The organism is Caproicibacterium argilliputei (assembly GCF_029211325.2).
Classification (GTDB): Bacteria; Bacillota; Clostridia; order Oscillospirales; family Acutalibacteraceae; genus Caproicibacterium; species Caproicibacterium argilliputei.
On the sequence record NZ_CP135996.1, the window covers coordinates 1995354 to 2019035 of the forward strand.

Consider the following 23682-nt stretch of genomic DNA (forward strand, 5'->3'; position numbering starts at 1 on the left):
AATTTTTTTAACTTTACTTGATATCGTTTTCGCAATCTTTCTTTATTCAGTTTTCAATGTACAGCTGCCTTTCGGGTTTCCCCGTGGGGGTCTCCCCACTGGTGGGCTTAGGTGGACTCGAACCACCGACCTCACGCTTATCAGGCGTGCGCTCTAACCGGCTGAGCTATAAGCCCATTTCCCGGCTCCGGTTCTCACCAGAAGCCCCTGGTGGAGATAAACGGGATCGAACCGTTGACCTCCTGCTTGCAAAGCAGGCGCTCTCCCAGCTGAGCTATACCCCCATACTGGTGGCTGTTTCCCATCCACCTTTGAGTGTCTCTTTCAAGACCCTCAAAATTAAACAACGATTAACAGACGGATCCGACCAACCTTGGATGTTAGAGCAGCTTGTTTCATCTGCTCAGCTCTCCATAGAAAGGAGGTGATCCAGCCGCACCTTCTGATACGGCTACCTTGTTACGACTTCACCCCAGTCGCCAATCCTACCTTCGGCAGCGCCCTCCTTGCGGTTAGGCAACTGACTTCGGGTATTACCGGCTCCCATGGTGTGACGGGCGGTGTGTACAAGGCCCGGGAACGTATTCACCGCGGCATTATGATCCGCGATTACTAGCAATTCCAACTTCATGCAGGCGGGTTTCAGCCTACAATCCGAACTGAGACCATTTTTATAGGTTTGCTCCACCTCGCGGTTTCGCTTCTCTTTGTTAATGGCCATTGTAGTACGTGTGTAGCCCAGGTCATAAGGGGCATGATGATTTGACGTCGTCCCCACCTTCCTCCGTTTTGTCAACGGCAGTCCTGCTAGAGTGCTCTTGCGTAGCAACTAACAGTAAGGGTTGCGCTCGTTGCGGGACTTAACCCAACATCTCACGACACGAGCTGACGACAACCATGCACCACCTGTCTCAGCTTTCCCCGAAGGGCACCTAATGCATCTCTGCTTCGTTAGCTGGATGTCAAGACCTGGTAAGGTTCTTCGCGTTGCTTCGAATTAAACCACATACTCCACTGCTTGTGCGGGCCCCCGTCAATTCCTTTGAGTTTCAACCTTGCGGTCGTACTCCCCAGGTGGATTACTTATTGTGTTAACTCCGGCACGGAGGGGGTCAGACCCCCCACACCTAGTAATCATCGTTTACGGCATGGACTACCAGGGTATCTAATCCTGTTTGCTACCCATGCTTTCGTGCCTCAGCGTCAGTTAAAGCCCAGTAGGTCGCCTTCGCCACTGGTGTTCCTCCCGATCTCTACGCATTTCACCGCTACACCGGGAATTCCACCTACCTCTACTTCACTCAAGCTCAACAGTTTCAATTGCAGGCTATGGGTTGAGCCCATAGTTTTCACAACTGACTTGCCAAGCCGCCTACGCACCCTTTACACCCAGTAAATCCGGACAACGCTCGCTCCCTACGTATTACCGCGGCTGCTGGCACGTAGTTAGCCGGAGCTTGCTGCTTGGGTACCGTCATTATCGTCCCCAAGTACAAAAGTTTACAATCCGAAGACCGTCTTCCTTCACGCGGCGTTGCTGCATCAGAGTTTCCTCCATTGTGCAATATCCCCCACTGCTGCCTCCCGTAGGAGTCTGGGCCGTGTCTCAGTCCCAATGTGGCCGTTCAACCTCTCAGTCCGGCTACCGATCGTCGCCATGGTGGGCTGTTATCTCACCATCTAGCTAATCGGACGCGAGTCCATCTTACAGCGGATTGCTCCTTTGATTTCTGCACCATGTGGTGCTGAAATGTCATGCGGTATTAGCGTCCGTTTCCAGACGTTATCCCCCTCTGTAAGGCAGGTTACTCACGCGTTACTCACCCGTCCGCCACTAAGCTTAAAACCGAAGTCCTAAGCTTCGTTCGACTTGCATGTGTTAGGCACGCCGCCAGCGTTCGTCCTGAGCCAGGATCAAACTCTCTAAAATATGATATCTAAACATCTTTCGATGCCCAAATCAATCTTAAAGCTTTTGAAAGCTCTCAATAGATACGCTTGCGTATCGCTTTTGCTGTTTTTTCGCGAGTCAGCTTCTCGCCATTCCTCTCGGAATTTTCGGGTCCGTTCATTCTGTCATCGTTGTTTAATTTTCAAGGTCCTGCTGCCGTCATTCTCGACAAACACCTTTCAACTTCCCGCCCCGCTTTGCAGCAGCTTGTTTAGTTTTTTGTGTCTCTCTCGCGGCGACTCATATATAATACCACGCCATTCCCCGCCTGTCAACACCTTTTTTAAAAAAAGTCAAAAAAAGATTCGTGGCAGGTTCTGACCACCAGATCTGCCCCGAATTCTTTACTTCGACACGAGATATGCACCTTCGACTTTTCTTCTCATCCCAGTTCTTTTCGCAGCGCGCTCAATATCTTTTTTTCCCGTCGGGAAACCTGCACCTGCGTCATTCCCAGCGCCTGCGCAGTCTGCGTCTGCGTGCGGCTCTGAAAGTAGCGGAAATAGAGCAGCTTGCGATCCTTCGGTTCCAGCGTTCCCATCACCTGCTGCAGACTGAGGGCATCGGTCAGTTCCTCTTCATGCGGTTCGTCCGGCAGATCCATCATGCCGCCTTCCTCATCCTCTGCGGTCAGCGAAATCGGTGTCTGCAGCGCACCGAGCGCCTGGGCGGCGGTTTCCGGATCAAGCTGCATCCGCTGCGCAAGTTCCGTCACGGAAGGCATTCTTCCGTATTCCTCCGCAAAGTCCTTGGCTTCTGCGCTGACTTTGCGGGAAAGTTCGCGCAGACCTCGGCTGACCTTGACCGCGCCACCCTCCCGAAACAGGCGGCGGACTTCGCCCAGAATCACCGGCACCGCATATGTGGAAAACTGCAGCCCACGGCTTTCGTCAAAGCGGTCTGCCGCCTGCACCAGACCGACACAGGCTGCCTGATACAAATCATCATACTCAATTCCGCGCCCGCGAAACCGGTTTGCGCAGGCGTGTGCCAGCCCGAGGTTCCGTGTGACGCGCTCCTCCCTATCCATTCTGGCGGACGCGCGGCGAAAACGTCTTTTCCATGGTCACCGTGGTGCCGCCGCCGGGTTTGCTCTGTACCCGAAGCTTGTCTGTAAAACTTTTCATGACCGCGAAGCCAAGTCCTGCGCGCTCCTCGCCCGCTGTTGTATATAATGGTTCCATCGCCTGCGCAATATCGGCAATCCCGCAGCCGCGGTCGCGCACCCGTACCTGAATTTTATTTTCCGGCAGCAGCCGGCAATCTATGTACACGGTACCGATTGCATCCTTATAGCCGTGCACAATGGCATTCGTCACCGCCTCGGAAACTGCGGTCTTCAAGTCGCACAGCTCGTCCAGGGTCGGATCCAGCTGCACGGCAAAAGCAGCTACCGCCGCCCGCGCAAAGCCTTCGTTCGCACTGACACTGGGAAAGTGCAGGTGCATTTCATTCGTCGCTTTCATCTTTTACCGGCTCCTTTCTGAATGTACACAAATCCGTCAGCCCCGCCATGGAGACAATCCGTTCCAGCTTCGGTGGCATATTCTGTACAATAATCTGCCCCTGCCACAGCTGCGTAAGTTTACAGCGCCCCAAAATCAGCCCGACGCCGGAGCTGTCCATAAACTGCACACCGCCAAAGTCCAGCACCAGCTGCGCCGGGCGTACGCGCATGGCGGTCATGTCGATTTCCTCGCGGATTTCCCGCGCGGAGTGATGGTCAATTTCCCCGAAAAGCAGCGCGGTCAGCACATCGTCCCGCAGTTTCAGCCGCACCGGGCATTTTTCTTCCGGCTTTGGCTGCGCATTGTTTCCCATGAAGCGACAACTTCCTTCCATTCCGGTAATTTTTAATCTCTGCCTTCTGTCCCGCCGCCACAGACTGCTGGGACAAGTTTTACTATACCGTAAAGCAGCCGAGAAAACGAACGGTTTCTGTCGCCGCCCTGCGTTTTTGCCAAAAATCCAAACGTTTATTTACAGTTCCGTAAAATACACTTATAATGAAAGGAACTGATTATGAACAGCATGGCGCACTGCCGCGCTGAGGAGGAAATGGAAATGCACACAAAAGCCGCCCAAATTCTGCAGGAAGTCCGCAAAGCCGTTGTCGGCAAGGACGAAATTCTGACAAAAACCCTGATGGTCATTCTTTCCGGCGGGCACATTCTGCTGGAGGATATTCCCGGCGTCGGCAAAACCACGCTGGCGCTCGCGTTTTCACGCGCCATGCAGCTGGAATGCAAACGCATTCAGTTCACGCCGGATATTCTGCCTTCCGATGTCACCGGATTTACTATCTATAATAAGGCATCCGAAAAATTCGTTTTTCAGCCCGGTGCAGCCATGTGCAACCTGCTGCTGGCGGATGAAATCAACCGCACCAGCAGCAAAACGCAGAGCGCCCTGCTGGAGGCGATGGAGGAAGGGCGTGTAACTGTGGACGGTGTTACACATCCGCTGCCGAAGCCATTCATCGTCATTGCAACGCAAAATCCGGTGGGCAGCGCAGGAACCCAGCTGCTGCCGGAAAGCCAGCTGGACCGCTTTACTGTACGGCTTTCCATGGGGTACCCGGCACAGGAGGATGAAATGGAAATCTTGCGGCGGCACACCGGCGATCCCCTCGCCGCCGTACAGCCGGCTGCCACCGCGCAGGAGCTGCTCCAAATGCGGCAGGAGGCCGCGCAGGTTTACTGTGAAGATTCCATTTTGGCGTATATTGTCCGCCTAACTGCCGCAACGCGCGAAACGCCCTTGCTGAAACTCGGCGCCAGCCCGCGCGGTTCTTTGGCAGTGGCATCGCTGGCACGCGCGTGCGCATACCTGCAGGGGCGCGACTATGTGGTACCGGAGGATATCCGCTTTGTGTTTTCGGATGCACTCAGCCACCGCGTGCTGCTCTCCCCGCAGGCCAAACTGAGCAGCGAAACCGCACAGGGTGTTCTGCGGAACATTCTGCAGACCTTGCCCGCACCCGGCGCAGGGAGCACGAAATGACCGGCGCCCGTGTGGCATACGCTTTGGCGCTTTTGGGCGCGGCGCTCTTTTTGATTTTTTACACCGGTTCCTTTTCCCTGTTCCTGCTGCTGTTTCTTCTGGTGCTGCCGCTGTGCTCGTTTTTTCTGCTGCTCCCCGCGAAAAAGCACCTTTCCTGCACCGTTCGGCAGCAATCCCGTGCTGTTCGGCAGGGAGAAACGGCGGTGTTTCAGCTATGTGTGCGCAGCACTTCCCGTATTCCCACCGGACAGCTGATTTTGCGCTACACCTGTCGCAACACACTGACCAGCGAACACTTTCGACAGAAGCTTCGCTTTCCGGTATCGGCGGGCGAAAACATCATACAAATTCCGGTGGCTTCACCGTATTGCGGAAAACTGGAACTGACCATTGAAAAAGCAGCTGTGTGCGATCTGTTCGGCCTTTTTGACCGGAACTGCGCAATACCGCAAAAAATGCTGTATGCTTTGGTCCTGCCGAATCTGCCCAACTTGCAGATTGCCGCCGCATCTGCTGCGGACGCTGCTTGGGACAGTGCCGAGTACGACCCGCATCATGCCGGAAATGACGCTTCAGAGCCGTTTGAAATACGGGAATATCTGCCGGGCGACCGGCTGAACAGCATTCATTGGAAACTGAGTGAAAAGCGCGGCAGCCTGATGGTACGGCAGGGCAGCCTGCCGCTGCCGGCAGGTCCGGACCTTCTGCTGGAACTGCAGGAAGCCCCGCCGGAAGTCTGCAGCTGTGCCGCGGAAACTGTGCTTGCCCTGTCCCATGCACTGCTCGCAGGCGGGCAGCAGCACCGACTGCTCTGGTTCGGCAGCGGAACGCTTCACACCGTCGCAATTGTCTCGGAAACAGCAGCAGAGGAAGCGACGGCCGGACTGCTGTCCGCAGAACCGCAACAGGCTGCCTCCGCGCTGGCTTCACGTGTGCCGGAGAACGGCCGCCAGCTGCTGTACATCACTTCAGGCACAGAAATCCCCTGGCACCTGCTGCCCGAAAGCGCCTTCGTTTTTTGCTGCGGACAGGCCGCCCCGCCAGATGCACCCTGCCGCTGCTGCGGCGTTACACCCAGCAGTCTTGCAGACACGCTTGACGGCCTGCAGTTGTAAAGGAGACGGCTTATGAAATACAAAAAAACAGTGCACCTGCATCCGGAAAAGCCGCTGGTCACCACCGCACCGGAAAAACCGCTTTCCCGCATTCTGCTGGACTGTGTGCTGGCGGTGCTGCTGCTCTGCGGCCTGCTGAACTGCCTTGTAAAAATGTACGGTCTGCCGATTGCAGAGCGCCTGCCGCTGCTGTTTGCAAGTGGGCTCTGCGTGCTGCTGCAATTGAGCCTGCACTGGCGGCGGGGCGGTTTTCCGGTTCGGCTCACACTGGGCGTCGTCTGGGGCGTGGCGCTCATCCGAAACCTGCCGGCTGTGGTAACCGGTGCACTGCTGCTGATTAACTGCAGCCTTAACACACTGACAGCCGCTTCACACGGTCAGTTTGACTTCGGCTATTTGGCAGTCAGCACCGCGCCGGGGTACACAGATGCTTTCTGCATCCAGCTGTGCTTTCTGCTGCTGGCTGCCCTGTTGGCAGCCGTGTTGGCTGCGGCGGTACACTGCCGTTTTGCGCTGCTCTGCACATTGCTTGTCCTGGCACTGCTGACACCGGCGCTTTCCATGACCGTTTCGCCGCCGACATTGGGCATTGTCCTTTTAACCGGTGCGTGTGCGGCACTGTTTGCCCTTGGCCGCCGACCGCGGCAGTTTGCCACCCTGCCCGCCGGTTCCCGCCGCGGATGGCTTGCGCTGCCGGCGGCGCTGCTGGTTGCGGGCATCCTGAACGGTATGCTTTCTCCGGCGCTTTACACACGCCCGCAGCAACTGGAAACCCTGCGCAGTGCCTTTGAAAACGCCATTGGCAACCTTTCCCCTCAGCACGCTCACGGCGGGCTTGCCAATGCCGTAAGCCGCGTGGATATGCGTAACACTGCCTCGGTTTCCTTTTCCGGAAAAACCATGCTGCGCGTAACCACCAAGGCAAAAGAGGCACAGTACTTAAAAACCTTTTGCGGAACCAATTATCAGGACAGCACCTGGTCGCTGTCTGACGGAAAAGCCTACGAAAGCTTTCTGAACAGCAGCACACTGAAAGGCAACCCCTACCTGCAGAACAACGTGCAGGCGCTGATGTCGCTTTATGAAGGACTAAAGCGTACCAAATACGGACTTTCACCGCAGGCGGACTCTCAAATCACCATTGAAAATGTAGCTGCCAATTCCCGCTGCGTCTACCTGCCTTACGGCCTTTCTTCTCTGCCGGAAGGTGCAAGGTACCAAAATGATTTGAATGCACGTTTTTTCAATCTGTTCAGCAAAAATGTCTATACCATTCCGTTCTACAGTTGTTCCGATGAGCGCGACCCCGGTTCTTACAACACTGCCGGTGAAGTACCCTCCTACTCTGCCGGCAGCTGGCCGGTACTTTCTCCGGGATTCCTCTCCAATCTGATCTTTACCGGCAAGGAGGGCGCGTCGTTTTATCCCGAGGATCTGTCCTTAAACGGCGAAAACTTTCTGTTTGCATGGAAAAACATCTCTACCCTGACTTCCCTGCAGCGCGAGGTTATGAAGCTGTACAGTGCACAGATGGCCTACAGCAGCTGTGCTTTCCAAAGCGGCAGCCAGTACACCTACACCGACAGCAGTGGTGCAGGTTACCTGCTGACTCAGCAGGATGTAAGCCTGATTCTACAGGAAATTACCAACCGAAGCGATAAGCTGAACGCCCTGTTTCGCGGCTTAGACCGAAAGACCTTCCTCAGCCGTCTGCAGACTTTTCCAACCATGAGTCTGAAACAGTTTTACACCCAGCCGCTGTGTCCCCTGACCCGAAAAGATGGAAAAGTCGTGCAGGACACGTCCAATCCGGTTTCCCTGAAATCCATCAACAGCGACGTCGGGAACTTTCTGGAGTACGAATTTCAGTACCGCAAAGCGGTTTACAGCGAGAACACCCAAGTACCCGACTCCCTGCGCCCGAAGCTGGTCACCTGGCTGAAAGCACGCGGGCTGAACCCGGACAGCACCGCCTCCCTTGGCAGTGACCAGGAGTACAGTGCGGTCAGTGTTGTGGTCAATCACGTCATGCAGGCGCTGAGTTCCTCCTGTCAATATACCCTGTCACCGGGTGCACCGCCCGCGGGAATGGACTTTGTCGATTATTTTCTCAATCAAAACCATTATGGGTACTGCGTGCATTTCGCTTCTGCAGCAGTTCTGCTGCTGCGCACACTCGGCATTCCCGCGCGCTATGCAGAAGGATACTACATTTCCGGCAGCCAGCTCAACGGTCGCGGCGAAACCATTGACGTCACCGACAATCAGGCGCACGCCTGGGTGGAAGTGTACTCGCCGGGGCGCGGTTGGATTCCGTTTGAGGCAACGCCGGGTTTCACCACGCTTTCTACGCAGGACAATCTCGCGTCTTACGCGACACCCTCCCACAGCGCGCAGGCTTCTACCGCAAGTTCTTCGCAGGCAAGTTCCTCTGCTGCCAGTTCTCAGAATTCCTCAGAAAGCACCGCCGTATCCCACCAGTCTGCTGCCGCTGTGTCCGGCGCAACGACAGAATCCCCTGCTGACAGCAGCGATACCGACTTGCTTTTCCCACTGGTGTGCATGGCCGCGCTGCTTGCGGCAGTTCTGCTGCTGCGGCACGCATGGAACCTGACCCGCCGCCGAAAAGCCTTTTCGCAAATGGATACCAAAGCTGCCGGAGCCGCTGTGTACGCCTATCTGCAAAGCCTTTCCGCATACGGCGTACCGGTTTCGGACGAAGCACACCGGCTCGGTGAAAAAGCCCTGTTCAGCCGAAGTGGGCTGACCCCTGCGGAGATGCAGCGTCTGCGCACGCTGGCTGACGATGCCGCACAGCAGGTGCTGGCAAAGCACGGTGTCTGGGGACGTTTCGCCCTGCGCTGGCTGGAAAACATAGTGCCGGCCGTCACAGGAAAAGGCAAGCACCCCCCTGCAAAGCCTTAATGCAGACTCTCTGTATTAGACCCTAAAAGAGCCGAATCTTTTCCGCAAATGCGAAAGAGATTCGGCTCTTTTAGAACATTCAGATTGCATAGCGTTTCAGCGCCTTGCGGAAGTCGCCCTTGACCAGTGTTGCCACCTGCTCGACAATTTCCTCCGGCTCCTCGCGCATACCCGTGCGTACCCAGTCCAGCCCCATTGCAACAATCGCAAGACTGTAAAACCGCGCAATAAACGCCTTATGCTTTTTTTCCACACGCAGCCCGGCCGCCTGCTCCTCCACCACCGGATAAATCACCTGATACAGCACCCGGTACATGAAAGCTTCTAAATTCTCTCTGCTAAGGGAGCGGTAAGAATTGAGCACCAGGTTTTTGTTTTCCCGCATACGCTTCAGCACGCAGCAGTACCCTTGCTGCCAAGTATCCACGCTGCAATGGTCTGCCAGTGCAGCGGACGTTTCCTCCATAAAAATCCATTCCACCAGTGCGTAAATATCCGAAAAATGATAGTAAAACGCCTGGCGTGACACACCACAGTCTTCTACCAAGTCCTTCACCGTGATATGGTCAAGCGGCTTTTGGGCAAGCATTTTTTTCAGAGAATCCGCAAAGGCTTGTTTTGCATATTTCGGCATTTCCACTTCATTCCTTTATTTGGAAGTCATTATGCAATAGCTTATACGGGAATTTTAGCAGCAATATGAACAAGCCTCTGTATTTTTTACATCTGCACACGCCTGTAAAGAATCTTTACAGGCGTAGCAAATTGTAAATTTCCATTTTTTATATTTGATGTTAATATGAAGATGAAAATAAAGAATTAAAATTTGCGTAAGGAGATGTCAAACATGAATATTTACAAAACGATGTACCGGCCCCAAAAGCCGGCGGGCATTGCATCCCGAAAAGCGTATATCGTTGGCGGCGGGCTGGCAGGGCTGGCAGCGGCGGCTTTTCTGGTTGATGATGCTGGTATGCTGGGTGAAAACATCACCATTCTGGAAAAGCGTGCAACAGCCGGCGGCAGCATGGACGGTATGCGAAACGAATTCGGCTACCTGTGCCGCGGCGAGCGGGAGATGGAGCCGTACATGGAATGCCTGTGGTATCTCTTCAGCAAAATCCCCTCCCTGCAGAGCAAGGGGCGTTCCGTGCTTGACGAAATTGTGGACTTTAACCGCGACGAACCCATCCACTCCGAATGCCGTGTCATCTGCAACCGCGGCGAGCGCTACAGCAAAGTACACGACTACCGCTTCAATTCCAAGGACATGGCGGCCATGCAGCGTTTTCTCAGCCTGCCAGAGTCAGCGCTGGAGGATAAGCCGATTTCTGATTTCTTCGATGAGTCCTTTTTCAACAGCAGCTGCTGGATTAATTTTCACAGCTGCCTTGCTTTCAAACACTACCACAGCGCACTGGAGTGCCAGCGGTACTTTCAGCGGTTTGCGCTGGAGGTTCGCCACGAATATCTGGAGGGCATTATCCACACGAAATACGCCGAGTTTGACGCAATGATCCGCCCGCTGCTCGCTTGGCTCGAAAGTCACGGTGTCAAGACCGTTTATGACTGCTGGGCTTATGATATCGAAATGGACAGCGCCTGCAACACCGCAGAAGCAATCCTGCTGCGCAAAAACGGTAAGGACAGCAAAATTGCGCTTAGTGAAAAGGACCTGGTACTGGTCACCAACGGTTCCATGACCACCAACAGTGCGTTCGGCGACAACAAGACCGTGGCTCCCACCAACCGCAGCACAGATGACCTCGGTGCATTTACCCTCTGGCAGAACCTTGCCAAAAAGAATGAGAAATTCGGGCATCCCGAAAAATTCATCGGACAAATTGATAAAACCAAGTGGGTTTCCTTCATGCCAACCATCAAGGGCTACCCGGAGCTGGTCAGCAGAATTGAAAAAATGACCGGCAGCAAAGCCGGCACCGGCGGTGCCATTACCATTCTGGATTCCAACTGGGATATGTCCTTTGAGCTGCACCACAATCCGTTTTTCCTGGATCAGAAACCCGATGAGCAGGTCATGTGGGGGTACGGCTGCTATGGAGAGCGCGCGGGCAACTACATAAAAAAGCCGATGTGTGACTGCACTGGCGAGGAAATCATGACCGAGCTGCTGTACCACCTCAATATGCTGGACATTCGGGACGAAGTGCTTGCGCACTCCTATATTTCCACCTGCATGATGCCCTACGTCACCACACAGTTTATGCCGCGCAAAGCCACTGACCGGCCGAAAAACGTGCCGGACGGCTGCACCAACATCGGTTTTCTGGGGCAGTATGTGGAGGTGCCGGAAGATGTGGTCTTTACCGTGGAAATGTCTGTGCGCACCGCTATGGGCGCCGTCTACAAGCTGACCGGTCTGGAAAAGGATGTTCTGGAAGTTTACCCTTCGCGCTACGACATCCGCTACATCGCTGAACGCCTGAAAAAATTTGCCGGAAAGACCGCCGCCGAAAAGCTTACGGAAGCGGACATTCCCGCACTCAGCGGGCTGAGCGCCGAGCAGCTCCGGCAGATGGCCGTCACCGTACTGAATTCTTACCCGCCGTACTACCGGATGTACCTTGGCCGCAACCAGACGGTTCCGCTGCAGGTTTCCGTGCTGCATCCGGAGGCGCCCCTCAGCAAGTAGCCGCTGCCGCCGTGTTCATGAATTATGCCTTGTCAAACCGCCGCAACTATGTTACGCTTAGTTTATGGAGGTTAAAGCTATGCAAATTCATGAATCAGCAGAAGACTATCTGGAATCCATCCTCATGCTCAAAGAAAAGCAGGGGGTGGTGCGTTCCATCGACATTGTAAACAAAACAGGCTACTCCAAGCCCAGCATCAGCGTCGCGATGAAGCATCTGCGTGAAAATGGCTATATCACCATGGACAAAGAAGGGTTCATTTCCTTGACCGCCAGTGGCATGGCCATCGCCAGCGAAATTTACACGCGGCATCGCGTGCTGACCAAACTGCTCGTCAGCCTCGGCGTTGACGAAAAAACCGCTGCGGAGGATGCCTGCCGAGTGGAACATGACCTGAGTGAAGTTTCTTTCGAGAAAATCAAAGAACACGCCAAACTGCATCTTTCACAAACTTCTGAAGAAAGCGGCACGCATTGAAAAATGCGCCGCTTTTTCCTTTTGCCGCGAAAAATCTGTACGGACAACTTTATGCGTTTCGTGAAATCTCAGCTCCACGCGTTGCGGCTGCACGCCGCAGCGTGGTATAATAACGCGGATCAATTCCGGTATTTTTCATAAAATGGAGCCTGCAGGTTCTGCCTGTGCATCGCTCTGGGTGTAGGGCTGCTCCACCAAAAGCAGCTCTACAGAAACAGCAAGGAGAGTCCAAATGAAACAACTTTTTAATGACAACTGGTACTTTCACAAGGAACCGCTGGAAACACCGATGGAAGTTTTCTTTCAAGTCACAGACTGGCAGCCCGTTGATATACCGCACGACTGGATGATTTACAACAGTGAAAATCTGTACGAAGAGGCGGTCAGCTGCTACAAAAAGACCTTTCGCACGGAGGAACTGGGAACCGACCGGCTTTCCCTGCTTTTTGAGGGTGTCTACCGCGACACCACCGTCTTTCTCAACGGCGAGAAGATTTTTCAGTGGAAATGCGGTTACTCCCGATTTGAAGTGGACCTGACCGGCAAAGTCCACGCAGGCGAAAACACCGTCTGGGTGCGCAATGTCTACCGCTGCCCCAACAGCCGCTGGTACCCCGGCTCCGGCATTTACCGGAATGTCTGGCTGGTGCGCCGGCCGGCTGTGCACTTTACAACCGGCGGTTTGTACCTTTCCACTGCCGCACAGGATAAAACACACTGGACACTGTTTGCCGACTGCGAAGTGTACAGCCACCTGCCCGCGGCTGCCAAAGTTTCTGTGCGCCACACGGTGCTTGATCCGTCGGGAAAGGAAGTTTGCACACAGATCTCCGCTTTTTCCGCCGCACCGGGACTAAACACAGACAAACAGCAGATGGCATTTTCTTCGCCCCTGCTCTGGGACGTGGAGACACCAAACCTGTACCGCCTGCGCACCGAACTGCTGCTGGACGGCGCACCGGCAGACACAGAAGAGCAGAACTTCGGCTTCCGCACCACCCGCTTTGACCCGGACAAAGGGCTGTTTCTGAACGGCCGCAGTCTGAAAATCAACGGCTCCTGCGAGCACCAGACCCTCGGCGCGTTGGGCGCCGCCATGAATAAAACCGCCCTGCGCCGGCAGTTGCAGACCCTCAAGGAGATGGGCGTCAATTCCATTCGCAGCGCGCACAATATGCCCTCCGAAGATATGCTGGATTTGTGTGACGAAATGGGTCTGCTGCTTTACTCCGAAAGCTTCGATATGTGGGAATCCTGTAAAACGCAGTATGACTACGGCAACGACTTCGCCGCGTGGTGGCAGAAAGACATCACCAGTTGGGTGCGGCAGGACCGCAGCCATCCTTGCGTTTTCATCTGGAACATCGGCAACGAAATCGGCGACACGCACCACCCGCGCGGGCTGGAAATCACCGTGATGCTCCGTGACGCGGTACGCAAACTCGATTACCGCAAAAATGCAGCCATCGCCATTGCCTCCAACCTCATGGAGTGGGAGGGTGCGCAGAACTGCGCCGACGCTGTTGACCTTGCCGGCTACAATTATCTGGACAGCCTGTATCAGAAGCACCATCAGGAACATCCGGACTGGTGCATTTTCGGCAGTGAAACTTCCTCCACGGTACAGAGCCGCGGCATTTACCACTTTCCGCTGAGCAAGCGGCTGCTGACCTATGACGATATGCAGTGCTCCACGCTGGGAAACTGTACCACCAACTGGGGCGCTAAGAACACCGACCACACCATTGCCGTACACCGTGATTGTGCCTTCTGCTTTGGGCAGTATATCTGGTCCGGCTGGGATTACATCGGCGAACCGACGCCGTACTTCAGCAAAAACTCGTTCTTTGGGCAGATTGACACCGCCGGTTTTCCCAAAGACACCTACTATCACTACCAAGCGGAATGGACTGACTGCAAAACACACCCGATGGTGCACCTGCTGCCCTACTGGGACTTTAACGAGGGGCAGATGATTGATGTGCGCATTTACTCCAATGCGCCAAGGGTAGAACTATTCTGGAACGGTGTGTCACAGGGTGCGCAGAACATTGACCACACGCACGGCACGGAGTTGGAAGGAAACTGGCGCCTGCCTTACCACAAGGGCACGCTGAAAGCCATCGCCTACGATAAGGACGGCAATCCCATTGCAGAGGATGTGCAGTCCTCCTTCGGCGATCCGGTGCGCGTGGCGCTGCAGGCAAACAAACCGCAGCTTGCGGCAGACGGCACCGACCTGTTGTTTGTGGAAATCAACACATTGGACGAAAACGGAACGTTCGTTGCAAACAGCCGCAGCCGCATCCATGTGACTGTCAGCGGCGCGGGGCGTCTGATTGGTCTGGACAACGGCGACAGCACCGATTATGAGTCCTACAAGGGCACCAGCCGCCGGCTGTTTAGCGGCCGCCTTCTGGCAATCATTGCCGCGAAAATGGAGCCGGGCGAAATCCGCATCACCGCCGCCTCCCCTTCACTGGAGCCCGCCATGCTCACCGTGCCGGCGGTTCCGGCGCCAGTGCCGTCCGGCATTTCCTGTCTGCTGGAAAACACGCCTTCTCCGATAAAGGAAGACATTCCGGTGCGCAAGATTGAACTCCTAAACCTCGGTGTCAGCCATCTGGACGCAGCGCATCCGCAGACCACTGTCACCGCAAAAATTTTGCCCGAAAACGCCACGTACCGTGAAATTTCATTCCGTGCCCGCACACTGGACGGTGTGGACAGCAACAGCGTCAAAATTGAAGCAAGGGGAACCACCGCTGTGCTGACCGCCGCCGGGGACGGCGCGTTTCGTTTGTGCGCTGCCTGCTGCAATGACAAAGACCATCCTGAAATCATTTCTGAATTGGAGTTTGACGTTTCCGGTTTGGGGCAAGCCACCTTTGATGCTTACAAACTGGTCAGCGGCATCAACAATGCCGCCTGCTCCAGCGAGGCGAAGCTAAGCTTTCAAGGCGGCGTTTACATCACTTCCAACCAGCGCACCAGTGTTGTCTTTGAAAATATCGACTTCGGCGAATACGGCTCAGATGAAATCCACATTCCCATCTTCTCCTTTGAAGACAGCCTGCCTGTGGAAGTGTGGCTGGGCAGCCCAGACGCAGGCGGCGAGCGTCTGCTGCGCGCACAGTATCAGGCAAAGAGTTGGTACAACCACTACCAGGAAAATGTTTTCTCTCTGTCGCGGCGCATCAAGGGTGTGCAGACGATTTCCATTGTTGTGGAACCCACTATTAAAATGTCCCTGCAGGGCTTCTACTTTACCAAGCTGGAAAAAGCCTTTGGCAAAGTGGATGCCCTAGAAAACAACCGCATCACCGGTGACCAGTTTCAGCTGGGCGATGACGCGGTCACAGAAATCGGCAACAATGTAACGCTGGAGTTTGAGCACATGGACTTTGGGGAGGACGGGTGCGCTTCTGTCACCATCTGCGGTCACTCGCCCATCGCGCAAAATATCATCCACGTGCGGTTTTACGGCGAAGACGGTACCGAAGTCAAAGAGATCGCCGAATTTTCCTACAGTGACGAGTATGAGGAGCGCACCTTCCCCATCCACGGTTTCAAAGGGCAGGGAAAAGTGAACTTTATTTTCATGCCCGGCAGCCGATTTGACTTCCGGTGGTTCCGATTCAACCGCTGATTTTGCTGCAAAATTAAAAGCTGTGACATCTGCCGCAAAGCAGACGGTCACAGCTTTTTTTCAGACTGTTTATTTCACCGCGATAGCTTCCATCTCAAATAAAGCGCCTTTCGGCAGTGCCGCCGCCTGCACGCAGGAACGTGCCGGGCAAACATCCTTGAAGTACTCCGCATAAATCGCATTGATTGCCGCGAAGTCCTGCATATCCGCCAAAAACACGGTGGTCTTTACGACATCCGCATAGGTCATGCCGGCAGCGGAAAGCACCGCACCGATGTTTTCCAGCGACTGTCTGGCCTGTGCCTCTACCCCCTGCGGCAGGGCGCCGCTGACCGGATCAAGACCAAGCTGACCGGAAAGGTACAGCGTACCGCCAGCCTGAACCGCGTGTGAGTACGGTCCCAACGCCGCGGGCGCGTTTTTTGCAGAAATCACCTGATTCATGAGTATCCCTCCATCATTGAAACATCTTTTTCACAGTATAGCACATTACATTGCTAAAAGACAGAGAAAAAGTAAATTATACCGCTTTACTTGATTTCAACGACGGTTCCGCCTGCGTTTTTGTAGAAATCATCCATGACCCGATACCATGCGGCAAAAGAGGTTTTGTCTGCAATTCGGTAGCGCCCCACTGGCGCTTTCAGGGTACAGCCGTCCTGCTTGCTGAACGAACCGCCGCCATCAATATAATGATACGCACCGCTGCCGTCCGTAGGGTAAAAATCAATCGCATACGTCCAGCCGCCGGTATGCGGCGTACTGTCCGGCAGTTTTTCCAGCCGCACCGGTGCAATCGCCTTGAGCAATGCTGCAATCTCGCTGTGGTCAGTTATCATCTTATAATGATTCTGATACTGAATCCGCAGCTTTTGGTATTTCGCTGCGCCGGTGCCCACTGCCTGCTTCATGCTGATGGTCTGATTGCTGACTTTGACCTTGAACAGGCAGGTAGTGTTTCCGCTCTGTGTCACGTACACACCGGTTTCACCCTCACCGATACAGGTAAAGGAAAACCAGAACTCATGCGTTTCTGCGCCGCCAAGCGTATCTTTCTTTTTCGTGACGGAACTGAATTCTTTTTTCGTCTGCAGTACCTTGCCGTTGCCCACCGTGTAGGTCAGCGGATTGGAACTGTAAGTGCGCACATAGAAGCAGTACTTTTCCCCCACTGCGCGCTGCATATCGTAGGTGGTGTCCGCATACAGCTGGGGCTGTGCGGCGGCAGCCGGCACCGCGTGCACGCCCACTGCCATACTCAGCCCCAGCAGCGCACACAGAAAGCGCTTCACGCTCTTCATAGACATTTCCTCCCCCATTCCGTTTTCTCTCTTACTGTTGTATCATATTTTTATGCTTCTGTAAAGGATTTCCTTGTACACAAAAGGTTCCTCTGCAAGCGAAACTGTCACCGTTTACAGAGGAGCCCTTCATTTTTAACAACAGATTTTGTGAACCACACACTTATTTGGAAACGGTAAAGGACTGCGCATCGCCCCACTTCACTGCTGCATCCGGCTGTCCTTTGGCGGCGCTTTGAAACACAATCGAGTAGCCGCCGGTGATGGTATTGCCGCGCAGGGTGTACTTTTTTGCGGCAACTGTGGCGGTGACTTCCTCGTTGGGTTTGGCTTGCTTTTGCTGCGCCAGCTGACTGTCGATATACGCCTGCGCCTTTTGGTCAAGCTCCGCTTTCTTTGCGTCTGCAATGCGCTCATCGTTTTCCGTAAAGTAGGTGATGGAAGCGTACTGCACATTTCCGGAAGTGTCAAACTTCACGGTGATGCTGTCTTCCTCGCCTGTTCCGACTTTGCGCGTCAGTTCTTTCATCGTTGGCTCGGCGTAATTTGCGCTGTTGTCAACCTGAAAGTCCTGCAGATGCGGAATATTGGTACTGGAAAACAGTTCTTTCACGGAGGTTTCCACTGCTTTGTCTGTCTTTACCGACTGCAGGCGAAACGGCAGTGCATTGCTGTTGTCGGCATTCTGATACAGCACCAAGCGATTCTGCGCGTCCACCGCATAACGGTTACCGGCGTTGTCTGCAGCCGCCTGCCGGATATTCGCACTCTGCGTGAGTCCCGCCTTTGAAACATTCTCGACCGCCACCGGCTTGCCGTTCATCTGAATCTTGACCGCCTGTGCCGGCGTCTGCGCAGCGACTGCCGCCCCACAGCCAACCGCAACGGCAACTGCGGCTGCCAGACAGCCCATCTTCCATTTTTTTATTCAAATTCCTCCTTACTATACTCTCAATCTAACGTTCGCATTTCCCCACTTTAAGCTATGCCCAGCAGGGCTCTCACTTTCATCATATATTGGATAATCTTGTTTATACATTGCATCTGCATAATCACGGCTTTGTTGAATCGTTTTATTTTGGGATATTCCTTGAAAAAACAGACGCATCCAATCATCTCCTCCAACTACAGAATTATTAAATCCTATACTGCACTTAGCTCCCTTAGCATATCCGGCCGAAGCCATGCTGTATCCATTCAAAGATACAGCACTCTCACAAGCAATATATAACAGGAGCTTACTGCGTGATAAAGAAGTAGAATTATAGTTTCCAAATGAAGCATCTTGACTAGCTAAAACTGAACGTGGATAGGAATACAGCCATGTATATGCACCATTTGTTAATTCACAGCGAACAGCTCCGGCCATTCCATGACCATGGATTATATTAATTGAATTATATATATAGCTGGCCGGTTTTTCTATCTCGCCTAGAGCATCATAGCCTAAATTGTTTAAATAAGTATACGCTGAGCTCGCATTGCTCATATCTTTATTTACAGTAGGATATGGTAAATAAAAATATTTTGCGTGATAGTCGCTGCTACTTGAATTTTTAATTTTATTATAGTCTCTTTTTCGCGTTTGTCAACAATTTCCTCTTTCGTTTAAAAAGTCCGGAAAAGGAATCTGCTCCTTTTCCGGACTTCTTTTTTATTTGTCTGTCATCAAGTCACACATCTGATTGCTGAATGCAACCGGATCGTCAATTGAAACACCCTCAATCAGCAGCGCCTGCGTATACAGCAGATTCGCGTACTGCTTGAGTTTGTCCTGATCCAGCTTGTACAATGCTGTCAGCTTCTCAAAAATCGGATGGTTTGCGTTGATTTCAAGCACGCGCTGTGCTTTGACCTGCTCCTCGCCGCCGTTCGGCATGGCATTGAGCACCTTTTCCATTTCAATGGAAAGTGCGCCGTCCGTGGAAAGGCAGACCGGGTGGCTTTTCAGCTTGGTGGAAAGAATCACCTGCTTGACCTGCCCATTCAGAGCATCCTTCATAAAGTTCAGCAGATCCTTGTTTTCTTCCACTTTCTTTTTAGCGGCTTCCTTCTCCTCCTCGGTTTCCAAACCAAGGTCGTCGTCAGAAACGGACTTGAACTCTTTGCTGTCGTACTCCCGCATCACGCGCAGCGCAAATTCATCCACATTATCCGTCAGATACAGGATTTCGTAACCTTTGTCTTTGAGCGCCTCAGTCTGCGGCAGCATATCAATTTTGGAAACCGACTCGCCTGCGGCGTAATAGATAAACTTCTGGTCTTCCTTCATGCCGTCCGTGTACTCTTTGAGAGTAACCAGCTTCTTTTCCTTGCTGGAGTGGAACAGCAGCAAATCCTGCAGCAGATCTTTATGCTGGCCGAATTCGCTGTAAATGCCGTATTTCAGCTGTAAGCCAAACGCATTAAAGAACTTTTCGTAGTTTTCGCGGTCGTTTTTGAGCATGGACTCCAGCTCCGCCTTAATTTTCTTTTCCAGACGGCCGGCAATGATATGCAGCTGGCGGTCATGCTGCAGCATTTCGCGGGAAATATTGAGGCTTAAATCCTGGCTGTCGACTAAGCCGCGCACAAAGCTGAAATAGTCCGGCAAAAGATCGGCACACTTTTCCATAATCAGCACGCCGTTGCTGTAAAGCTGCAAGCCTTTTTCAAAGTCCTTTGTATAATAATCGTAACTTGCGTGTGCAGGAATAAACAGCAGCGCGTTGTAAGTGGAAACCCCCTCGGTGGAACTGTGAATAACCTTGAGCGGATTCTCATAGTCGCCGAATTTGCTCTTGTAGAAATCGTTATACTCGTCCTCTTTGATTTCGTTTTTATTCTTGCGCCACAGGGGAACCATGGAGTTCAGCGTTTCTGTTTCTGTGTACTCCTCATACTCCGGCTTATAGTCGTCCGGCGCATTTTCCGGTTTCGGCTTCTGGCGGCTCTTTTGCATTTCCATACGAATGGGGTAGCGAATGTAGTCGCTGTACTTTTTTACCAGACGCTGAATGGCATACTGATCCAGATAGGAGTCGTAGTTATCATCGTCGGTATTGTCCTTGATGTCCAGCGTAATCTTGGTGCCGTGGCTGCCTTTTTCGCAGGCTTCCACCGTGTAACCCTCAGCGCCGCTGCTCTGCCAGCACCACGCTTCATCGCTGCCGTAAGCTTTGCTTTCCACACTGACGTGCTTTGCCACCATAAACGCCGCATAAAAGCCGACGCCGAACTGCCCGATGATGTCAATATCTTTTTTCTGCTCATTTTCCTGCTTGAAGTTAAGAGAGCCGGACTTCGCGATGGTACCGAGGTTCTTTTCCAGTTCGTCCTTGGTCATGCCGCAGCCGTTATCTTCAATGATGATCTTGCGCGCTTCTTTGTCCAATGTAATTTGAATTGCGAAATCATCGCGGGACAGCCCCGTGTCGTTTTCCTGCAGGGAGCGATAATACAGCTTATCGATTGCATCGCTCGCGTTACTGATCAGCTCACGCATAAAAATTTCCTTATGCGTGTAGATGGAATTGATCATTAAGTCCAAAAGACGTTTTGACTCTGCCTGAAACTGTTTCATTGCAACAACCGCCTCTAATTTTGAAATTTAGCACTCGTTCAATTCAAGTGCTAAATTTATTGTAGCGCATTCGTGCAGAAAATGCAATAAACAAATTGTGAATAGAAGCAGAAACGCACCGGCAGGCAGTTACTCCTTTTCGCCGGTGTCGGCTTCTTCCCGTACAAAGTCGCGGTCCACTGTCACAACCGGATAGTAATTTTCACTGAGCGCCTTCACCCCCTGATGAATCCGCTCGGCGATCTCCTCATCGGACAGGCTGCAGGAAAACGGCGCACACACGTCAAAAATCAGGTTGCTGTGTGTCGGCCCCCAAACCACCCGAAAGTCATGAATGGTTGCCTTCGGCTCCACCGCCTGCACCATCTTCTGCACCTGCAGCTTCAGGTGGTTGGTGCGCGGGTCATCGGTAATGACCGGGTCCATATGAATCACCAGCTGAATACCAAGCTGAGGGCCGACTGTGCGCTCAATGTTGTCAATCAAGTCGTGGCTTACCAGCACATCCTTTCTGGCATCCACTTCACAGTGAACCGAAGCGAACCAACGATCCGGCCCGTAGTTATGCACCGTCAGGTCATGCGCCCCTAAAATTCCGTCATAGGCTTTCACCGCATTGTAGATTTTATCGACCAGTTCCTTGCTGGGAGCCTCCCCCAGCAGGGGATCACTTGTTTCTTTGACCAGCTTAATCCCTGTTAGCAAAACAAGGATGGCAACCGCCAAACCCATAAAGCCATCCAGATTGACACCGGTAAACTTGGTAATCAGGATACCGAGCAGGATTACACCCGTGGCGATCACATCATTGCGACTGTCCGCTGCCGCAGCAAACAGCGTGCCGGACTGAATCCGCCTGCCGATGTTTCGGTAAAACAGGGATTGCCAAAGCTTTGCCAGAATCGAAAGTGCCAAAATCCCCACGGAAAGTGCGCTGAATACCGGAACTACCGGCTGCAGAATCTTGCTGACCGCGTCCTGCGCCAGCTGCAGCCCGACCACCAAAATGACAAAGGAAACCACCAGCCCGCTCAGATATTCAAACCGTTCATGCCCAAACGGATGCTCTTCATCCGCAGGCTTTTCTGAAAGCTTAAAGCCCACCAGCGTTACAATGCTGGAAGCGGAATCAGACAGATTATTCACTGCATCCGCTGTGATAGCCAAACTGCCGGAAAGCGAGCCGGCAGCAAACTTAATCGCTGCCAGCACCAAATTGGTCAGCAGCCCAACGGCGCCGGAAAAGCGACCGTAAGCCGCACGCACTTTTTCATTTTCTGTATGCGCATAATCCCGCACAAACCGGCGGATTAAAAACTCTGTCATAGCTGCCTCCCGTGACTCCGTTCTGCAAATTCCGCGACCTATAAAAAAGTCCTCTCCCACCGGAGAGGATTTCAAAGGGCTACAAGTGCAGTATAGCACGGTTCTATAAAAATAGCAAGCGCAGACAAGCCCGCGCCGGATGACTTTTTTAGTGCGTGGAAAAGAGGTTTCCGCCGTGGCAGTCAATGGCGACAATCAGCGGGAAATCCCGCACGGTCAGGCGTTTCACGGACTCACACCCCAAGTCTGCAAACGCCAGTACTTCCATGCTTTGCACACACTGCGCAGCCAGAGCGCCCGCGCCGCCAATGGCGCACAGATAAACGGCTTGGTTGCGGCAAATGGCATCCACCACTGCCTGGCTGCGCTTTCCTTTGCCGACCATGCATTTCAAACCTGCGTCCAACAAATCCGGTGCATAAGGGTCCATTCTGCCGGAAGTGGTCGGCCCACACGCGCCAATCGGCAGATTCGGCGGCGTTGGGGTCGGCCCGGCGTAATAAATGCTCGCACCCTCCAGCGGAAACGGCAGCGGCTTGCCCGCCTGCATCAGTGCCCGCAGACGCTTGTGTGCCTGGTCGCGCGCCGTGTAAATCACGCCGCTAAGCAAAATCTGCTCGCCTGCGTGCAGCAGCGGCGCCTGCTCTGTCATGCTTTGCGCATCCACCTGTCTGCGATTCAAAAAAACACCCCCACCGAACTTTACATCATCTTTTTCTTTTTCAGGATAAAAGCCGCCACGACCATGCAGATTCCGGAGAGTGCCAGCGGAAACCAGAAAGAAGGCATCGGCATCTTTGTAACGTTCATGCCGTAAAAACCCGAAATCACCGTTGGTATAGAAATAATCAGCGTAATGGACGCCAGCACTTTCATCACAATGTTCAGATTATTGCTGATGACAGATGCAAAAGCATCCATCGTGCCGGACAGAATGTTCAAGTAAATGTTGGACATATCAATGGCCTGCTTGACCTCAATCAGCACATCTTCCAGCAGGTCTTGGTCTTCATCATAAAGCTTGATGGCACGGCCACGCATGATTTTCTCCAGTGTAATCTCATTCTGTTTGAGAGAAGACGAAAAGTACACCAGCGATTTCTCAATATCCAGCAGCTGAATCAGCTCGTTGTTCTTCATAGATTTTCGCAGTTCCTGCTCCACCGCGTCACTCATGCGGTCAATCTGCTTTAAATACATCAGGTACCGCGAAGCGATGCGCAGCATCAGCTGCAGCACAAACCGCGTTTTCAGGTTTGTCTGTACACTGCGTACCGCACCGTCCGCAAATTCATCGAGAACCGGATTTTCCTGTAAACTGACTGTAATCACATTGGTTTCTGTGAAAATAATGCCGATTGGGCGAGTGGAGTAAAACAAACGGCCGCTTTCCTGCTTTTCCACAACAGGAATATCCACAATGACCAAGGTGCTGTTGTCTTCCTGGTCAATACGCGGACTTTCCTCTTCATCCAATGCAGCACGAAGGAAGTCCGGTTCTACGCCGAAGTCTTCAATCAGTCCGGAAATTTCACTGTCATTTGGCGCAATGCAGTTAATCCAACAGCCCGGCTCGCTGGCTGCCAGTTCCCGCATGACTCCGCCGACTGTTTTGTAATAAGACAGCATTGGTATCATCTCCTATTCCATTTTTGCCTGCCCCACGGGGCCGCGGTTTGTCACTATAAGGGTCCGGATTCACAATGCCACCTCCTGCAA

At 53.2% G+C, this 23682-nt stretch carries 18 protein-coding genes, 2 tRNA genes and 1 rRNA gene; 6 read left to right on the forward strand and 15 right to left on the reverse strand.

The annotated features are described in order from the left end of the window. Nucleotides 1-99: 99 nt before the first annotated feature. The 6 genes from PXC00_RS09700 to PXC00_RS09725 all read right to left on the reverse strand — a co-directional run bounded on the left by PXC00_RS09700 (nucleotide 100) and on the right by PXC00_RS09725 (nucleotide 3772). Nucleotides 100-176 (reverse strand) — tRNA-Ile (locus PXC00_RS09700). Nucleotides 177-208: 32 nt separating this feature from the next. Next, nucleotides 209-284 (reverse strand) — tRNA-Ala (locus tag PXC00_RS09705). 133 nt (nucleotides 285-417) lie between these two features. Then, nucleotides 418-1930, reverse strand: a 16S ribosomal RNA gene (locus PXC00_RS09710). Between the two features lie 403 nt (nucleotides 1931-2333). Beyond that, nucleotides 2334-2981: a sigma-70 family RNA polymerase sigma factor gene (locus PXC00_RS09715; RefSeq protein WP_275846216.1), complete on the reverse strand. Its 648-nt coding sequence runs from the start codon at nucleotides 2979-2981 to the stop codon at nucleotides 2334-2336. After that, nucleotides 2974-3417 carry an anti-sigma F factor gene (spoIIAB, locus tag PXC00_RS09720; RefSeq protein WP_275846218.1) on the reverse strand — a complete coding sequence of 148 codons (444 nt, stop codon included), beginning with the start codon at nucleotides 3415-3417 and terminating at the stop codon, nucleotides 2974-2976. The genes PXC00_RS09715 and spoIIAB overlap by 8 nt, the downstream gene beginning before the upstream one ends. Beyond that, a complete protein-coding gene (locus PXC00_RS09725) occupies nucleotides 3401-3772 on the reverse strand; it encodes an anti-sigma factor antagonist (RefSeq protein WP_316934939.1) in 372 nt (123 codons plus the stop codon). The genes spoIIAB and PXC00_RS09725 overlap by 17 nt, the downstream gene beginning before the upstream one ends. Before the next feature lie 201 nt (nucleotides 3773-3973). On the opposite strand from PXC00_RS09725, the gene PXC00_RS09730 reads away from it, so the two are divergent. Genes PXC00_RS09730 through PXC00_RS09740 form a run of 3 tightly spaced genes read left to right on the forward strand, consistent with a single transcriptional unit; the run spans nucleotide 3974 to nucleotide 8994 of the window. Further along, nucleotides 3974-4954: an AAA family ATPase gene (locus PXC00_RS09730; RefSeq protein WP_407654269.1), complete on the forward strand. Its 981-nt coding sequence runs from the start codon at nucleotides 3974-3976 to the stop codon at nucleotides 4952-4954. Next, nucleotides 4951-6069 carry a DUF58 domain-containing protein gene (locus PXC00_RS09735; protein WP_275846222.1) on the forward strand — a complete coding sequence of 373 codons (1119 nt, stop codon included), beginning with the start codon at nucleotides 4951-4953 and terminating at the stop codon, nucleotides 6067-6069. The genes PXC00_RS09730 and PXC00_RS09735 overlap by 4 nt, the downstream gene beginning before the upstream one ends. A 12-nt stretch (nucleotides 6070-6081) precedes the next feature. Continuing rightward, nucleotides 6082-8994 (forward strand): transglutaminase-like domain-containing protein, encoded by a 2913-nt coding sequence (locus tag PXC00_RS09740; RefSeq protein ID WP_275846224.1) that lies wholly within the window; start codon nucleotides 6082-6084, stop codon nucleotides 8992-8994. Between the two features lie 79 nt (nucleotides 8995-9073). Here PXC00_RS09740 and PXC00_RS09745 read toward each other — a convergent pair whose 3' ends face one another. Further along, complete coding sequence (locus tag PXC00_RS09745) at nucleotides 9074-9628, reverse strand: TetR/AcrR family transcriptional regulator (RefSeq protein WP_275846226.1); 555 nt, start codon at nucleotides 9626-9628, stop codon at nucleotides 9074-9076. 213 nt (nucleotides 9629-9841) lie between these two features. Between PXC00_RS09745 and PXC00_RS09750 the strand changes: the two genes are divergently transcribed. The 3 genes from PXC00_RS09750 to PXC00_RS09760 all read left to right on the forward strand — a co-directional run bounded on the left by PXC00_RS09750 (nucleotide 9842) and on the right by PXC00_RS09760 (nucleotide 15774). After that, nucleotides 9842-11647 carry an oleate hydratase gene (locus PXC00_RS09750; RefSeq protein WP_275846228.1) on the forward strand — a complete coding sequence of 602 codons (1806 nt, stop codon included), beginning with the start codon at nucleotides 9842-9844 and terminating at the stop codon, nucleotides 11645-11647. 79 nt (nucleotides 11648-11726) lie between these two features. Further along, nucleotides 11727-12125: a metal-dependent transcriptional regulator gene (locus PXC00_RS09755; protein WP_275846230.1), complete on the forward strand. Its 399-nt coding sequence runs from the start codon at nucleotides 11727-11729 to the stop codon at nucleotides 12123-12125. 232 nt (nucleotides 12126-12357) lie between these two features. After that, nucleotides 12358-15774: a DUF4982 domain-containing protein gene (locus tag PXC00_RS09760; RefSeq protein ID WP_275846232.1), complete on the forward strand. Its 3417-nt coding sequence runs from the start codon at nucleotides 12358-12360 to the stop codon at nucleotides 15772-15774. Between the two features lie 69 nt (nucleotides 15775-15843). On the opposite strand, the gene PXC00_RS09765 is transcribed toward PXC00_RS09760, so the two are convergent. The 8 genes from PXC00_RS09765 to PXC00_RS09800 form a co-directional block, all read right to left on the reverse strand. Further along, entirely contained in the window at nucleotides 15844-16218 is a 375-nt protein-coding gene (locus PXC00_RS09765; protein WP_275846235.1) for a RidA family protein, read from the reverse strand. Between the two features lie 86 nt (nucleotides 16219-16304). Continuing rightward, a complete protein-coding gene (locus PXC00_RS09770; protein ID WP_275846237.1) occupies nucleotides 16305-17075 on the reverse strand; it encodes a hypothetical protein in 771 nt (256 codons plus the stop codon). A gap of 163 nt (nucleotides 17076-17238) precedes the next feature. After that, nucleotides 17239-17988 carry a hypothetical protein gene (locus tag PXC00_RS09775; protein WP_275846239.1) on the reverse strand — a complete coding sequence of 250 codons (750 nt, stop codon included), beginning with the start codon at nucleotides 17986-17988 and terminating at the stop codon, nucleotides 17239-17241. Between the two features lie 30 nt (nucleotides 17989-18018). After that, entirely contained in the window at nucleotides 18019-18564 is a 546-nt protein-coding gene (locus PXC00_RS09780; RefSeq protein ID WP_275846242.1) for a hypothetical protein, read from the reverse strand. Nucleotides 18565-18729: 165 nt separating this feature from the next. Then, nucleotides 18730-20637, reverse strand: a complete 1908-nt coding sequence (gene htpG / locus PXC00_RS09785) for a molecular chaperone HtpG (protein WP_275846244.1) — start codon at nucleotides 20635-20637, stop codon at nucleotides 18730-18732. Nucleotides 20638-20766: 129 nt separating this feature from the next. Further along, the gene (locus tag PXC00_RS09790; RefSeq protein ID WP_275846246.1) at nucleotides 20767-21963 is read right to left on the reverse strand and encodes a cation diffusion facilitator family transporter; all 1197 of its coding nucleotides are present in this window, start codon (nucleotides 21961-21963) and stop codon (nucleotides 20767-20769) included. 148 nt (nucleotides 21964-22111) lie between these two features. Then, on the reverse strand, nucleotides 22112-22645 hold the full coding sequence (locus tag PXC00_RS09795; RefSeq protein WP_275846248.1) for a FumA C-terminus/TtdB family hydratase beta subunit: 534 nt from the start codon (nucleotides 22643-22645) through the stop codon (nucleotides 22112-22114). Between the two features lie 20 nt (nucleotides 22646-22665). Further along, complete coding sequence (locus PXC00_RS09800) at nucleotides 22666-23592, reverse strand: magnesium transporter CorA family protein (protein WP_275846250.1); 927 nt, start codon at nucleotides 23590-23592, stop codon at nucleotides 22666-22668. Nucleotides 23593-23682: the final 90 nt, after the last annotated feature.